Source organism: Streptomyces sp. NBC_00344, assembly GCF_036088315.1.
Lineage (GTDB): Bacteria > Actinomycetota > Actinomycetes > Streptomycetales > Streptomycetaceae > Streptomyces.
In genome coordinates, this window is sequence record NZ_CP107996.1 from 553,238 (window position 1) to 568,524 (window position 15,287).

Annotated in this window: 14 protein-coding genes; 8 read left to right on the forward strand and 6 right to left on the reverse strand. The window is 69.3% G+C overall.

Features of this window, described 5'->3' with window-relative positions:
- The first annotated feature begins 547 nt into the window (after positions 1 to 547).
- The 3 genes from rhaI to OHS16_RS02670 all read left to right on the forward strand — a co-directional run bounded on the left by rhaI (position 548) and on the right by OHS16_RS02670 (position 5,374).
- Positions 548 to 1,714 carry an L-rhamnose isomerase gene (gene rhaI / locus OHS16_RS02660; RefSeq protein WP_328535512.1) on the forward strand — a complete coding sequence of 389 codons (1,167 nt, stop codon included), beginning with the start codon at positions 548 to 550 and terminating at the stop codon, positions 1,712 to 1,714.
- A 73-nt stretch (positions 1,715 to 1,787) separates the two neighbouring features.
- Positions 1,788 to 3,827, forward strand: a complete 2,040-nt coding sequence (locus OHS16_RS02665; protein ID WP_328535513.1) for a bifunctional aldolase/short-chain dehydrogenase — start codon at positions 1,788 to 1,790, stop codon at positions 3,825 to 3,827.
- Between the two features lie 59 nt (positions 3,828 to 3,886).
- The gene (locus OHS16_RS02670) at positions 3,887 to 5,374 is read left to right on the forward strand and encodes a rhamnulokinase (RefSeq protein ID WP_328535514.1); all 1,488 of its coding nucleotides are present in this window, start codon (positions 3,887 to 3,889) and stop codon (positions 5,372 to 5,374) included.
- Between the two features lie 176 nt (positions 5,375 to 5,550).
- Here the strand turns inward: OHS16_RS02670 and OHS16_RS02675 are convergent, their stop codons facing one another.
- The 4 genes from OHS16_RS02675 to OHS16_RS02690 form a co-directional block, all read right to left on the reverse strand.
- Complete coding sequence (locus tag OHS16_RS02675; protein WP_328540689.1) at positions 5,551 to 6,330, reverse strand: ferritin-like domain-containing protein; 780 nt, start codon at positions 6,328 to 6,330, stop codon at positions 5,551 to 5,553.
- A gap of 122 nt (positions 6,331 to 6,452) precedes the next feature.
- On the reverse strand, positions 6,453 to 6,812 hold the full coding sequence (locus tag OHS16_RS02680) for a DUF6479 family protein (protein ID WP_328535515.1): 360 nt from the start codon (positions 6,810 to 6,812) through the stop codon (positions 6,453 to 6,455).
- Positions 6,813 to 6,896: 84 nt separating this feature from the next.
- Positions 6,897 to 7,292, reverse strand: coding sequence for a hypothetical protein (locus OHS16_RS02685; RefSeq protein WP_328535516.1), 396 nt, complete (start codon positions 7,290 to 7,292; stop codon positions 6,897 to 6,899).
- 127 nt (positions 7,293 to 7,419) lie between these two features.
- Positions 7,420 to 9,534 (reverse strand): SpoIIE family protein phosphatase, encoded by a 2,115-nt coding sequence (locus OHS16_RS02690; protein ID WP_328535517.1) that lies wholly within the window; start codon positions 9,532 to 9,534, stop codon positions 7,420 to 7,422.
- Between the two features lie 170 nt (positions 9,535 to 9,704).
- Here OHS16_RS02690 and OHS16_RS02695 point away from each other — a divergent pair, with 170 nt between their 5' ends.
- From OHS16_RS02695 to OHS16_RS02705, 3 genes are all read left to right on the forward strand, one after another.
- A complete protein-coding gene (locus OHS16_RS02695; RefSeq protein ID WP_328535518.1) occupies positions 9,705 to 10,214 on the forward strand; it encodes a DinB family protein in 510 nt (169 codons plus the stop codon).
- Between the two features lie 133 nt (positions 10,215 to 10,347).
- Positions 10,348 to 10,662, forward strand: a complete 315-nt coding sequence (locus tag OHS16_RS02700) for a hypothetical protein (protein ID WP_328535519.1) — start codon at positions 10,348 to 10,350, stop codon at positions 10,660 to 10,662.
- Between the two features lie 39 nt (positions 10,663 to 10,701).
- Complete coding sequence (locus OHS16_RS02705; RefSeq protein WP_328535520.1) at positions 10,702 to 10,932, forward strand: hypothetical protein; 231 nt, start codon at positions 10,702 to 10,704, stop codon at positions 10,930 to 10,932.
- A 14-nt stretch (positions 10,933 to 10,946) separates the two neighbouring features.
- On the opposite strand, the gene OHS16_RS02710 is transcribed toward OHS16_RS02705, so the two are convergent.
- Positions 10,947 to 11,894 (reverse strand): LysR family transcriptional regulator, encoded by a 948-nt coding sequence (locus OHS16_RS02710; protein WP_328535521.1) that lies wholly within the window; start codon positions 11,892 to 11,894, stop codon positions 10,947 to 10,949.
- A gap of 135 nt (positions 11,895 to 12,029) precedes the next feature.
- On the opposite strand from OHS16_RS02710, the gene OHS16_RS02715 reads away from it, so the two are divergent.
- Entirely contained in the window at positions 12,030 to 13,319 is a 1,290-nt protein-coding gene (locus OHS16_RS02715) for an MFS transporter (RefSeq protein WP_328535522.1), read from the forward strand.
- Between the two features lie 150 nt (positions 13,320 to 13,469).
- Positions 13,470 to 14,204 carry a dienelactone hydrolase family protein gene (locus tag OHS16_RS02720; protein WP_443042544.1) on the forward strand — a complete coding sequence of 245 codons (735 nt, stop codon included), beginning with the start codon at positions 13,470 to 13,472 and terminating at the stop codon, positions 14,202 to 14,204.
- 70 nt (positions 14,205 to 14,274) lie between these two features.
- On the opposite strand, the gene OHS16_RS02725 is transcribed toward OHS16_RS02720, so the two are convergent.
- Positions 14,275 to 15,093, reverse strand: a complete 819-nt coding sequence (locus tag OHS16_RS02725; protein WP_328535524.1) for an MIP/aquaporin family protein — start codon at positions 15,091 to 15,093, stop codon at positions 14,275 to 14,277.
- Positions 15,094 to 15,287 lie beyond the last annotated feature (194 nt).

The window sequence follows — 15,287 nt, forward strand, 5'->3', positions numbered from 1 at the left end:
TGAACCCCACCGCCTGCTCACGCACGCCCCGCGGTGTGCGTTCGAGCCCACCCGACCTGCCGAGGCCGATCGCCCGGGTGACTGCGGCGGGCTCAACTGTGAGCAGGGCGAGGAGATCGAGAAGTACCACGGGTGACCCTGCATCGGTCAACGCCATTACACGGCACGGGTGTTCACCGCGCCGGCCGGTGTCCGTCGCCTCATCGGGGACGCACCTCCGGCCACCGGCGCGTCCCCGCCGCGCGGCCCCGTGAGACCCGCCCGGGTTCAAGCCAGTGGCGCGCCGGATCCGGCACCCGGCTCGGGGCAGCTAGGGCAGCTGGGGCATGAATTGATTCAAATCTCCGTTCCGATGCCGGGAACCCCGGCCCGGCTTCCCCAGTCATGCGCCGATCGCCGCCGCTGAACTGCTCCGCAGTGATGGCAGCACGCCTTGACACAGACCTGGAGGCACTTTACGTTCATCGCGTGAATCGATTCATTCCATGGGCCGGCCTCCGCACATCGCGCTGTACCCCCGTCCGCCCCTGTTCCAGGAGTGACCACCATGTCTGACCTGTCGGCCGTGAAGGCCGCCCTGAAATCGCAGGTGATCGAGACCCCGTCATGGGGCTACGGGAATTCCGGAACCCGGTTCAAGGTGTTCACGCAGCAAGGGGTCCCCCGTGATCCCTTCGAGAAACTGGACGACGCCGCGCAGGTGCATGCGGCCACCGGCGTCGCTCCCGTCGTCTCGTTGCACATCCCCTGGGACCGGGTGGACGACTTCGCCGGGCTCTCGCGGTATGCGAAGGATCTGGGGCTGCGGCTCGGCGGGATCAACGCCAACGTCTTCCAGGACGACGCCTACCGGCTCGGGTCCGTCGCCAACCCCGACCCGGGGGTGCGTCGTCGCGCCATCGACCATCTGCTGGAATGCGTCGACATCATGGATGCCACCGGCTCGCGCGACCTGAAGCTGTGGTTCGCCGACGGCACCAACTACCCCGGCCAGGACGACATCGTCGCCCGGCAGGACCGGCTGTCGCATGCGCTCAGCGAGGTGTATGAGCGCCTCGGCGACGACCAGCGGATCCTGCTGGAGTACAAGCTGTTCGAGCCGTCCTTCTACACCACCGATGTGCCCGACTGGGGGACGTCGTACGCGCACTGCCTGACGCTCGGGGACAAGGCACAGGTCGTGGTGGACACCGGGCATCACGCGCCGGGCACCAACATCGAGTTCATCGTCGCCTTCCTGCTGCGGCAGGGAAAGCTCGGCGGCTTCGACTTCAACTCACGCTTCTACGCCGACGACGACCTGATGGTCGGGGCCGCCGATCCGTTCCAGCTGTTCCGGATCCTCCACGAGGTGGCGAAGAACGACGGGTTCGCCCCGCGCACCGGTGTGGCGTTCATGCTCGACCAGTGCCACAACATCGAGGCCAAGATTCCGGCCGTCATACGCTCCGTGATGAACGTCCAGGAGGCCACCGCCAAGGCGCTGCTGGTCGAAACGGACGTGCTGCGCGAGGCGCAGAACAGCGGTGACGTCCTCACGGCCAACTCCGTGCTGATGGACGCCTACAACGCGGATGTGCGCCCGCTGCTGGCAGAAGTGCGCCAGGAGCAGGGGCTCGACCCGGACCCGGTCGCCGCCTACCGCGCCTCCGGTTGGCAGCAGCGGATCGTCAAGGAGCGCGTCGGTGGCGTGCAGGCCGGCTGGGGCGCCTGAGCGCGCCCGCAGTGCCCCCCGGGCCGTACCCCGGCCACTGCTCCTCCTCCCAGGAACCGAAGGAATCCACGTCATGACGTCATCTCCGCAGGCCGCCGAACTGCTGGCGCGTTCCAACCGCCTGGGTGCCGACCCGCAGAACACCAACTTCGCCGGCGGCAACACCTCCGCGAAGGGCTCCGCCCCCGACCCGGTGACCGGCGCCCCGACCGAACTCCTCTGGGTCAAGGGCTCGGGCGGAGACCTGGGCACCCTCACCGAGTCCGGGCTCGCCGTGCTGCGGCTTGACCGGCTGCGCGCGCTGGTGGACGTGTACCCGGGGGTGGAGCGGGAGGACGACATGGTTTCCGCCTTCGACTTCTGCCTGCACGGCCGGGGCGGTGCCGCGCCGTCCATCGACACCGCCATGCACGGTCTGGTGGACGCCCCGCACGTCGACCACCTGCATCCCGACTCCGGCATCGCACTGGCCTGCGCCGCCGACGGCGAGAAGCTGACAGCCGAGTGCTTCGGCGACAGCGTGGTGTGGGTGCCGTGGCGCCGGCCCGGTTTCCAGCTCGGCCTGGACATCGCCGCGGTGCACAGGGCGAATCCGCAGGCGATCGGCTGCGTCCTGGGCGGGCACGGCATCACCGCGTGGGGCGGAACGTCGCGGGAGTGCGAGGAGAACTCGCTGCGGATCATCCGCCAGGCACAGATGTTCCTGGAGGAGAAGGGCGCTCCTGAGCCCTTCGGCCCGCCGCTCGACGGGTTCGGGCCGCTGCCGGAGACCGAGCGCCGTGAGCGCGCCGCCGCCCTCGCCCCGCTGCTGCGCGGCCTGGCGTCCACCGACCGCCGGCAGGTGGGCCACTTCGACGACAGCTCCCCGGTGCTGGACTTCCTGGCCCGCGCCGAGCATCCCAGGCTCAGCGCGCTGGGTACCTCCTGCCCGGACCACTTCCTGCGCACCAAGGTCCGTCCGCTGGTGCTGGATCTGCCCCCCACCGCCCCGCTGCAGGAGGTGACCGACCGCCTCAAGGAGCTGCACGCGCACTACCGCGGTGACTACGCGGCCTACTACGACCGGCACGCGACGCCCGGGTCACCGCCGATGCGCGGCGCTGATCCGGCAGTCGTTCTGGTTCCCGGCGTGGGGATGTTCTCCTTCGGCAGGGACAAGCAGACGGCGCGGGTCGCGGGCGAGTTCTACCTGAACGCGATCAACGTGATGCGCGGTGCGGAAGCGGTGTCCCGGTACACCCCGATCGAGGAGTCGGAGAAATTCCGCATCGAGTACTGGTCGCTCGAGGAAGCGAAGCTCCAGCGGATGCCCGGGCCCAAACCGCTGGCTGCCCGGGTCGCACTGGTCACCGGAGCGGGATCCGGTATCGGAAAGGCCATCGCCCACCGGCTGGCGGCCGAGGGTGCCTGTGTGGTGGTCGCCGACCTGAACGCGGAGACCGCCGCCGCTGTCGCCGCGCAACTGGGCGGCCCCGACCGGGCTGTCGCCGTGAGTGTCGATGTGACCGACGAGGACCGGATCACGGCCGCATTCCAGGAGGCCGCACTCGCCTTCGGCGGCGTGGACCTGGTCGTCAACAACGCCGGTATCTCGATTTCCAAGCCACTGCTCGAGACCAGTGCCCACGACTGGGACCTTCAGCACGACATCATGGCCCGTGGTTCCTTCCTGGTCTCCCGGGAAGCCGCCCGCCTCATGATCGACCAGGGACAGGGAGGCGACATCGTCTACATCGCCTCGAAGAACGCGGTGTTCGCCGGCCCCAACAACGTCGCCTATTCGGCCACCAAGGCCGACCAGGCACATCAGGTGCGGCTGCTGGCCGCAGAGCTCGGCGGCCACGGCATCCGCGTCAACGGCGTCAACCCTGACGGCGTGGTGCGCGGCTCGGGCATCTTCGCCGCCGGCTGGGGCGCACAGCGCGCCGCCGTGTACGGGGTGGAGGAGGACAAGCTCGGCGAGTTCTACGCCCAGCGCACATTGCTCAAGCGCGAGGTGCTGCCCGAGCACGTCGCCAACGCGGTCTTCGCACTGACCGGCGGCGACCTCACGCACACCACCGGCCTGCACATCCCCGTCGATGCCGGTGTGGCCGCCGCATTCCTGCGCTGAGGGATACCGGCCCCGTAACCCCCACGTCGCTCCGCTGCGTACCGAACGAGGTAGCCACCGTGCCGTCCCCCAGTCACTCCTCCGCCTCACACCCGGTATTCGCCGCTGCCGACCTGGGCGCCACCAGTGGACGGGTGATGATGGGCCGGGTGGGGCGAGAGCATCTGAGCCTGAGTGAGGCGCACCGCTTCCCGAACCGGCCGCTGCGTCTGTCCGGCGGCCTGCACTGGGATGTACAGAGTCTTTTCCGGGGTGTACTGGACGGGCTGCGGGCCGTGTCGCAGTCCACTGATGTCCTGTCGGTCGGGGTGGACAGCTGGGCGGTGGACTACGGTCTCCTCGACGCGGACGGACATCTGCTGGGCAACCCCTACCACTACCGGGACAGCCGCACCGAGAGTGCGGTCCCTGAGGTATGGGCGTCGGTGCCCCCGGAGGAGCTGTACCGCATCACCGGTCTCCAGCACCTGCCGTTCAACACGGTCTTCCAGCTCGCCGCGGCCGGCGGGAGCGCTCAGCTCGCGGCGGCACGCACCTTGTTGCTGATCCCCGACCTGATCGTGCACTGGCTCACCGGCTCCGTGGGTGCCGAGGCCACCAACGCGTCCACGACCGGTCTGTTCGACGCCCGGTCGGGCACATGGTCCGCCGCTCTCCTGGAACGCCTGGCCATCAACCCTTCGCTGCTGCCGCCGATACGCCTGCCGGGCGAGGCCGCGGGGACGCTGCTGCCCCAGGTGGCGGCCAGGACCGGCCTGGCCGGAAGCACCCCGGTGACCACCGTCGCCTCCCACGACACGGCGTCGGCCGTCGCCGCGGTGCCGGCTCGCACCGACCGCTTCGGCTACATCTCATGCGGCACCTGGTCACTGGCCGGACTCGAACTGGACGCGCCGGTCGTGACCGAGGCGTCCAGGGAGGCGAATTTCACCAACGAACGGGGAATCGACGGCACTTACCGCTTTCTGCGCAACATCATGGGGATGTGGCTGCTCTCCGAGACGCAGCGGGTCTGGTCGGCTCGCGGCCTGCCCACCGATCTGGGGCGGCTGCTCGCGCTGGCGGCACGGGCCCGTCCCTTCGGCGCGCTCGTCGACCCCGGCGCGCCGGAGTTCCTGCCACCGGGCGACATGCCCGCCCGCATCACCGCGTACTGCGTCAGAACAGGCCAGCAACCGCCCCCCGATCAGGGTTCGATGGTCCGGTCGATCATCGAGAGCCTGGCGTTGGCGCACCGTGCCGCACTGTTCACGGCCGCCGAGCTGTCAGGGCGCGAGATCGACGTGGTGCACCTGGTCGGCGGGGGCAGTCGTAACGAACTGCTGTGCCAGCTCACCGCCGATGCCACCGGGCTGCGCGTGATCGCCGGTCCCACCGAAGCGACCGCGCTCGGCAACGTACTCGTGCAGGCGCGGGCCCACGGCCTGGTGGGCGACCGGAGCGACATGCGGAGGCTGGTGGCCGGCACCCAGCATCTGCGCCACTACCAGCCGTGCGGCAGTCGGCGGTCCTGGGCCGAGGCGGCCGCCCGGGTGGGCCTCGGCTGATCCGCCCCACCCGGCGGACACCGGCCGCGGGCCGGCCGGTGTCCGCCGGGTGTCCGAGATCGGATGACGAGGGCGGCCGGACCGCGCGCCGACAACTGCCGCCCGCGGAAGCCGGCAACCGCAGGGACGTGCGGGCTCGCCGGGGCCCCCACCCACCGAAGGACCCGCGCCCGCCGTCAGGCGGTGGCGGGCGCCGGGGTGCCCAGCGGGTCCCGTCGTTCGGGCATGGCGAGGCTGACCATCCGGTGCCACCCTCCGAACCGCTCATATCCGTACAGGGAGTTGATGCCCGCGGCCAGCACGGCCGATTTGCTCCTCGGCCAGCCGAGGATGCGGCCCATCTGCTCCATCACCGCTAGACCGACCTTCCGGTACTCCTGGATCTCCGCCATGGCGCTCTCCCGCAGGACCGCCCTGATGGTCTGCCCATGGCCCATCATCACCAGGCGCAGAAGTTCCTCGTGGCAGTAGGCGAGGTGGTTGTCCTCGTCCTTGCAGATCATCCGCACCGCCCGGCCGATGTCCTGCTGGTCGCCGACGTACTTCACCAGCGCGTTCATCTGGTCGGATGCCCGTTGTTCGGTGACCCGGCTGTGCGAGAGGTAGACGACGATGTCTCTCTCCGAGAGGCGGTCGTCCCGGCGCAGCTTCTCGTGGCTCAGCCCGATGCCCCTCCGCTCCAGAAGCATGGTGTAGTCCATCTCCCGCGGTACCTCAACGGGCTCCAGACCGCGCTTCTTGAGCAGCGCGTTGAAGATCCTCCCGTGCTTGTCCTCGTCGGCTCCGTGCCGGGCGATCTTCGGTGCGAGATCGGCCATGGTTCCCGGGACGAGCGCGGCGATACGGCCGTTCTCCCAGCCGCCCTGCGATTCCCCGCCCGCCGCAATGGAACAGAAGAGCCTGAAGGCCTCGTCGCTGCGGACGATCTCCTGGAAAATGCCACGCGCCGAAAGCACCACAGCCACCTCCACGCCGATACCTGACAGAAGTGATTCAAATCCCCCGTCGGATGACCTGCAATGTGAGGTCGGGCGGGCTCGGCCGAACGAAGGAACACTGGCGCTCCGGCGTCATTGCCTCAGCCTCCGAAACCACCGCTCCCGAAACCGCCGCCCGAGTTCTCGTTCCACTCACGCGGCTTGTCGGACGAACTCGTACGTGTGCCGCCGTTGCCCTTGAGCTCGTGCGGGAGGATCCGGTCATGCGCCTGGCGCGGCATCTCATCGGGCTCCCGGACCTCGGTGACCTCCCACACCGGGCCGCCCTCCGGCAGCTTCGGCTGCTCGTCCGGGCGGGGGGTGCGGGACTCACGCGCCCTGATCCGGCGTCCCCACGCGAAAGCAGCGATGAGCACGCCCACGACGATCAGCCCCACTACCGGAGCGATGATGAGGTTCAACCCCGGGGAGGCGGCGAAGTCCCATTGCGACAGGTTCATACTTCGCCGATACCCCGGAGGTAAATACCTTTAACGCTACTTTTATATTTTTTGCACAACAATGTCCCTTTTGCGCTTCCCGCCTCACCCCTGGCCGTCAGCGTCGTGGCGATCGGCGGCCGCCTCGTCCCCCCGGTCCTTCGCGTGATCGGCTCGGGCCGCCAGCTGCCCCTGGAAGTAGGCATCGGCAGCGGGGTCGTAGGCACCCGCCTCATCGGCCAGCAGCTGCACGATGCGCTCCCACTCCTCGACCTCGGCGGTGGCACGTACGGCGCCGTCGCCCTGTGCGCGGTCGCCGCTCCCGGTGCCCTCCAGCCGGCTCCTGGCTTCCTTCAGCCCGGCCTTGGCCTCGTGGTGCGTCAGGCCCCTGGCCCTGCGGCGCACCTCGGCGCAGCCCGCCTTCTCCTCGTCCCCCGGCGGAGCCGGTTCGGCGTCGGCCCCATCGGGCTCCCCGACAAGCTGGTCCTTCGTCTCTGCCATGCGCTGCCTCACTCGAGTCGCTTCGGTCAATGCAGCGTTCCCCCGAAAACGGCGCTCAGCCGCGTTCGGCGCATCTGGAACCGGCCCGTGAACACACTTCAGCCCGGCAGAGGGACAGCGGCCAGGCTCAACCGGTCCGGACATCCGTCGTGGGCGGCGGACTCGAGTGAGGAGGGCGGACGCGTGCGATGAGAAGGGCCACGTCGTCCTGCTCATCCGGATTGCGGAGCTCACGCAGCAGCCGGTCACAGGTGTCCTCCAGCGTCCGGTCGGGGGTGCGCAGCAGTTCGAGGAGAGCATCCAGCCTGGCGTCGATGTCCTCGTCGCGGGTTTCGACAAGACCGTCCGTGTAGAGCACCAGCCGGTCTCCCGGAGCGAGGTCGATGGTGAGGTCCCGGAAGGGGATACCGCCCACGCCCAGCGGTGCGCCGGTGGGCAGGTCGAGCAGGTGCGGGACGCCCGCTGCCGGCACCAGGACCGGTGGAAGATGACCGGCGGTGCTCACGCAACACTGCCCTTTGTCCGGGTCGAAGACTGCATAGACACAGGTGGCGAGCCAGGGGTCCAGGTCGGCGATGATCCCGTCGAGGTGCCGCAGGACTTCGGCGGGATCGAGGGCGAGTCTGGACAGCGTCTGGGTAGCGGTACGCAGTCGCCCCATGGTCGTGGCGGCGTAGATGCCACTGCCCATGACGTCGCCCACCACCAGCGCGGTCCTGCCGTCACGCAGCGGAATGATGTCGAACCAGTCGCCGCCCACCTCGTAGCCGGAACCCGCCGGTTCGTAGCGGGACGCGGCCTCGAGTCCGACGAGGTCGCCGGGCGTCCGGGGAAGCATGCTGCGCTGCAGGGTCAGCGCGGTCTCCCGCTGCTGGCGGTAGAGACGTGCGTTGTCGATGCACACCGCGGCGCGAGCGGCCAGTTCGCTTGCCAGCAGGGCGTCGTCCTCGGTGAAGGGCAGCGTGTTGCGGGCGCGTTTGAGGTCGAGAGCGCCCAGCACCTCGCCGCGCGCGATCAGCGGGACCGCCAGGTACGAATGGACTCCGGCTTCGGTGAGAAGTGCCGCCGCATGGCTGTCGCGGGCCACGCTTGACATCTTCTCCGCGTCGAGGTGCGGCTCCCTGACCGGTCTGGCGGTGCGCACGCAGCGGGTGACCAGCCGGTCCGCACCGTAGTGGGCCGCTTCCCCCGGCGGATCGGCCGCGTCCGTCGCGACGGTCGGGTAGGCGGAGGCGACAGCCAGGGCCCGGATGGCCGCCGGACCCTCCTTCCGGCTCGGCTGGCCCTGCAGCACCGTGTCGAGGACGTCCACGGCCGCGATGTCGGCGAGCGCGGGCACGGCCACATCCGCCAGCTCGCGGGCCGTCTGCTCAAGATCAAGGGTGGTACCGATCCGTACCGAGGCGTCCGCGACCAGGGCGAGACGGTGCCGCGCCCGCTCCGCCTCGGCCGCCGCCCGGTACCGGTCGGTCACGTCGATCACCGAGACGGCGAGGCCCAGAATCCGGCCACCCGAGTCCTCGAGCCGGTACAGCGAAACCGACCAGGCGCGGTCGGCCCCGGGTTCGGCGGCGTTGTGACCCACCACCTGCCGGTCCACCTGCGGTGTGCCGGTCTCCAGGACCTGCCGCATCTGCGCCTCGATCATTTTGGCGTCGACGAAGGGCAGGATCTCCCCGACCCGTCGGCCGATGCGGTCTCCCGCGCTCTGGCCGTCCATCCGTTCCAGCGCGGCGTTGATGGTCCGATACCGAAGATCGGTTCCCACCACTGCCAGCCCGATCGGCGACTGCTCCACCAACCGCACGGACAGCGCGAGGTCCCGCTCCACCCGGCGCAGCGTCTCCTGGTCCGTGGCGAGCCCCAGGGCGTAGAAGTCCCCGAGGTCGTCGAGCAGCCGCATGTTGCGGAACTCCAGCAGCCGTGTGGTTCCGTCCTTGTGCCGTACGGGGAATACCCCCGCCCAGCTCTCCCCACTGCTCATCACCTGGGAGAACAGCCTCAGCACGAGATCGAAATGCCTCTCGGCGACCATGAGCTGAGCGCCGTACTGGCCCAGCGCCTCATCGGCGGAGTAACCCAGCAGATGCTCTGCCTGCGGGCTCCACAGCACAACACGCCCTTCGGCATCCAGCACCATCGCAGCGACCCCGAGGACGTCCAGCAGCCCTCCGGTCGACGAGGGGACCACACCTGCCTGCGCTTCGTCATCGCCGGCCGCAAACTCCTCGGTGCCGCCCATAGCCGACCTTTCCCTGCCGTCACTGCGTCGGACCCGTGCTGACCGTCGCCTTCCATGGTCCCCCCGCAGCGGCTGCACCCGCAGTGCGACGGACCTGGCGCACTGGACCGTACGCCGGAAACCTCACTGGAAGGGCGGGCTATCTTGGATCCGTTCCCAAGGAGGCTGTGATGACGGAGCCCGAGCGCAACCTCAGCGACTCGCTTGAGCTGCATTTGGCTTATCTGGACTATTACCGATCGGAGATCGAGAACAAACTCACCGGCCTCAGCAGAACAGACCTCAGGTCCAGCCGCCTGCCGTCCGGCTGGACGCCGCTGGAGCTCCTCAAGCATCTGGTGTTCATGGAGCGCAGGTGGCTGCGCTGGGGCTTCGCCGGAGAGCAGGTGGACCAGCCGTGGGGCGACTCCGCCGGGGGAGATCCGGACGGCCGCTGGAAGGTCGAGCCCGGGGAGACCCTCCCGGAACTGCTGGCTCTGCTGCATGCCGGAGGCGAGAACACCCGCTCGATCGTCACCGGCGCCGACACCTCCGCGCCCGGCACGGTCGGAGGCAGGTTCGGCGCGGACGAGCAGCCGACGCTGAACTGGATCCTCTTCCATGTACTCCAGGAGTACGCCCGGCACGCCGGACACCTCGACATCGCACGTGAGCTCTCCGACGGCGCAGCCGGAGAGTGACAGCCTGCGCCGACCACGCCCACCCGGCAGGCCCCGGTGAGGACCGTACGGGCGCGAGCGACACTGCGCACATATACGTAGGAATGAACGGTTCCTGGCACGGATGCCGGTCGGCGCCCCCACCATGACTTCCATGGACACGTCACTCCGGGGCTTCCCGGGGCAGGGGGAATCGGCCACGAGAAGCGGACGTCCGACCGCACTGGCCGCGATGGCCGCGGTTTCGCTCATCGGCACCGTGCCCGCCGGACCGGCGCACGCCAGGGTGTCCGCCGCAGGTGCCGCTGCCTGCACGCCATCGATCAGGGTGCTGCACTCGCTGCCGGACACCGGAAGCAGCCAGGTGAACGGCTTCGGTCCGCGGGGCCTGACGGTCGGCGTCTCGCAGTCACTGCCGGTCTGCTGGACCGGCCGGTCGGTGCACCGGGTGCCGCTGCCGTCCGGATAGACCACAGGGCAGGTCGAAGCGGTCAACCGGCACGGACTGATGGTGGGAAGTGCGGGGCACGGCCCGAACGGACCGTCGGCCGCGTTCAGTTACCAGCCGGGCGCACGGACGGTACGCCTTCTGCCCGGCGGCAGCCACGCAACCGCGGTCAACACCGGGCTGATCACCGGTTCCGGGGAAGGTGTGGAAGCGGTCGTGTGGACGTGCGCTCTGCGGCAGGCCCGTGCCCCGGAGCCCACGCAGCGGGACGCCCGCCGGGTCGTCTCGTGATGTGCGAGTCCCGCTCATGACCTCGAGGCTGCCCGTTGTTCCCATTTCGGTATCCAGATGTTGGTATCGGGTGAGTCCGGTCGTCTGGAGTCGAGGTAACGGCGCAGCTCGATGAGCGCGGGATGGGGGTTGTCGCCACGCCAGATCAGTGACATCGGGTAGACGGGCGCCGGGTCACGTATCGGTATGCGCCTCAGGTCATAGCTGTCGGGCCACAGATACCGCGAGCCTTCACCGACCAGGGTCGCCAGGTCCGAGGAGCCTGCGATCTCGGCCAGCAGCGCCTCGTTCCCGAAGACGGGTCCGATCACGTCGATGGTGACGCCGAAAGCGGTGGCGAGTTCGTCGTAGTAGGCGGCCACCTCGCCGCGAGCGTCCAGACCGGGCATGCGGATCCGGTGTCCGGCGAGTTGCCAGGGCGTGACGGCGCGGGCGCAGGCGAGCGGGTGGCCGGGTCCGACGAGGAGCTGATGCGGCTCGTCGATCACCCGGACAGCCCTGATCGCCCCGGGCAGCCGCTGCTGAGCGGGAACGCCGTGGAAGGTGACGTCGATCGTCCCGGCTTCGACAGCGGCGATCGCGCCGTCGACGTCGGTGTCCAGGGTCACCACATCCAGTTCGGTCCCGGGATGTATGCGGTAGAAGTCCTGGAGAAGCCCCGCTGTCACGATCCGCCGGTTGACGACATCGACGCGCAGAGCGCGCCGGCCGGGGCGGACGGACGCATCGGCCCGCTCTGCGACCCGGAGAAGTTCACGGGCGTGAGGCAGGAATGCCTGGCCGTCGATGGTGAGCCCGGCGCCGCGGGCGGTGCGGGTGAACAGGCGCACATCCAGGTCTCGCTCCAGTGCGGCGATGCGCTTGGAGACGGCCTGCTGGGTGATCGACAGCGCAGCGGCGGCCTGCTGGAACTGGCCGGCTTCGGCAGCAGCGACGAAGGTGCGCACGGCGTCGAGGTCCATCCACGTGACTCTACTGGGACAACACATGGTTGTGGCTCGCCGCCGGGTCGGTTGTTTGCTCCCCCCTCGCAGGCATTGATTTGATGCGCAGCGATCCAACGACGAGTTGTGTCATGCGAAAGGAAGGTGCGCACCGTGGTGGCGAGACGGTCACTGGGGCGGCAGTTCGGCTGGCTGTGGGCGGCCTATGCGGTCAGTGCCTACGGCACCGCGCTGGGGTTCGGGGCGGTCCCGCTGATCGCCGTGCTGGCGTTGCATGCCGGCCCGGCCGAAGTGTCCGCACTGGCTGCGGTGGGGCCTGCGGTGGGTGCGCTGATCGCGGTGCCACTCGCGCCGTGGGTGGAGTTCCGGCGCAAGCGCCCGGTCATGATCGCGATGGACCTGACCCGGCTTGCGGTCCTGGCGACGATCCCGGTCGCCTACGCCCTCGGCCGGCTCGGGTTCGTCCAGCTGTTCGTGGTCTCGGCCGTGGTCGCCGCATCCAAGATCGCCTTCAACGCGGCCGCCGGCGCCTACCTGAAGGCCCTCGTCCGGCCGGATGACCTGCTCGTGGCCAACGCGCGGTTCGAGTCCACGAACTGGAGCTCCATCGCGGTCGGGCCACCGCTGGGCGGCATGGCGATCGGGCTGTTCGGACCGGTCACCACCGTGGCGGCCGACGCGCTCAGTTATCTGTTCTCCGCGCTGGGCATCACCGCGATTCGCGGCCGGGAGGAACCACCGCAGACCACCGGCAGGAGCCCGGTCCGGGCGGGCGCCCTGCTTGACGGCTGGCGGCACATCCTGGGCGATCCCGGTCTGCGGCCGCTCTACCTCAACAACATGCTCGTCGCCGGTCTGATCATGGCCACCGAGCCGCTGCTGGCGGTGCTCCTCCTTCGTCAGCTCGGGTTCGCACCCTGGCAGTACGGCCTCGCCTTCGCCGCCCCCTGTGTCGGCGGACTCATCGGCTCCCGGCTGGCCCCCCGCGTCGTGGCCCGCTACGGCCGTCATGGCGTCTTCCGGACCGTCGGCACCCTGCGCGCCATCTGGCTCATCGGCCTGGCCTTCGTCCGTCCCGGCGTCGTCGGGCTCGTCACCGTGATCGCTGTCGAGCTGGCGATCATCGTCAACATGAGCCTGTACACCCCGGTGCTCGCCACCTACCGGCTCGAACACACCCCCAGGCGGCTCGTCGCCCGCACCCTGTCGGCCTGGTCGATCGGCCAGCAGGCGTCCATCGCCGTCTTCACCGCGCTCGGCGGGCTGCTCGCCGGCGTCACCAGCCCGCGCACCGCTCTCACGGTAGCGGGACTGCTCATCCTCACCAGCCCGCTGCTACTGCCCCGCCGGCGGCGTCCCGCACCCGTGGACGACCGCGAACCGGCCGCATCCGGCCCGGGCCCTCAACAACCGAACCCGAGCAGTACGCCGGCACAGCCGTGACGCGTCCGAGCCCGAACGCCGGCGAAGCGGACTTCCCCGACAGCTCCCAGACCGAGGATGCGGCGGAACGGACTTTCGAGCACAGTCGGCGCCTCCGCTGCCGGATCATGACAGCGTGGAGTGCAGCACGGCGAACCACGCACGGCTCTCATGATCCAAGGAGCGTCCCCAGTGTCGGCACAGCATGCCCGTCAGAACCTCTCTTTCCCCAGCGCCGAGGGCACCGCGTACGGCTATCTCGCACTGCCGGATTCCGGCAGCGGCCCCGGCGTGATCGTGATCCAGGAGTGGTGGGGTCTCACCGACCACATCGCCGATGTGGCGGACCGGTTCGCCCGGGCGGGGTTCGTGGCGCTCGCCCCGGATCTGTATGGGGGAAGGACGGCCCATGACTCGGACGAGGCGGCCCGCATGATGTCCGAACTCCCCACCGGGCACGCGGTGGAACTGCTGTCGGGAGCGGTCACCCAGTTGCTCGCCCGGGACGAGGTGACCGGCAGTCAGGTGGGTGCGGTCGGCTTCTGCATGGGCGGCGGTTTCGTCCTCACCCTCGCCGCCCACGACCCGAAGGTCGGGGCGGCGGTGCCGTTCTACGGTGTCATTCCCGGTCCGCTCCCCGACTTCTCCGGGCTCAGGGCCGAAGTGCTCGGGCACTACGGAGAGCGGGACACGACCGTCCCGCCCGAGTCACTCGATGAACTGCGGTCGGCGATCGAGCGGCAGTCGGGAACCGTGCCGGTGTTTCATCTCTACCCGGCCGGTCACGCCTTCTTCAACGACCGGCGGCCGGAGGCCCATGACGCGGGGGCGGCCGCGCTGGCGTGGGACCGTACGCTGTCCTTTCTGCACACAGCACTCGACAGCGCCGGGGACGGCCGTCCGTAGCGCGAGAAAACGCCGCATCCGCTCAACCGGCAGGCCGGCGGAGCGGATGCGGATGCTTCCGGGTGTGCGGTCAGCGGTCCCCGGCAGCGGGAACCCTGCCCGGCTCCTGCTCCCCCGCCTTGGCCAGATAGCGTCCGATCAGCATCCTGTAGAACGCGGCTCCGAGCACTCCGCCGATCAGCGGTCCGACGATCGGCACCCAGAAGTAGAAGTTGTTGTATTGATCCCGCCAGGCCGTGTTGTAACCGGTGATGTAGCTGGCCAGTCGCGGCCCGAGGTCACGCGCCGGGTTGATGGCGTAGCCGGCGTCCGTGCCCCAGGCCATGCCGATGGCCACCACGATCAGACCGATGATGAACGGCGCCATGTTGGCCCCCGGCGGATTGTTCAGCAGATCGGTGACAGCGAAGATCACGAAGAGCAGGATCCCGGTACCGATGATCTGGTCGCGCAGCGCGCCCCACTCACTGATCGGGAACGAACCGTTACCCGGCAGGGTCGAGAAGACGAACTGCGACTTGAAGGTGTGGCCGGGGTCGAACTTCGCCAGCATCTCCGTGTAGTTCCAGCGGACCAGCAGGGCGGCAACGAAGGCCCCGGCGATCTGCGCGATCACGTAGGGGCCCACCTTGCGCCACGAGAAGTCCTTGAACACGGCGAGCGCGAGCGTGACGGCCGGATTGAGATGGGCTCCGCTGAGCCGTCCGGCCACATAGATGCCCAGCGTGACACCCAGGCCCCAGGCCCACGAGATGCTGTCGTGGTCGCCGAGTTCGGCCGTGACCACCTGGGCCACCACACCGCATCCGAAGAGAATGAGGATGAATGTGCCGGCGAACTCCGCGGACATCTCACCCACAAGACCGGATTTCATAAAGCCTTTTGACATGAGCAACTGCCTCCAGTCCGTCCCCGGCTGCGTTCGTACGACGATAGGCGCGAAACCTGCGGGACGGCAGACCGGCGCAGCGATCCGGTTCACCAAAGGCCTTGCGGCTACTGGGCCGTGCCGCATTCTGCGGCACGTCCGAATGGGGCACGGTTCGGCCGAACGGGGCATGGCGCGGCCGGCCGGAGAGCGAG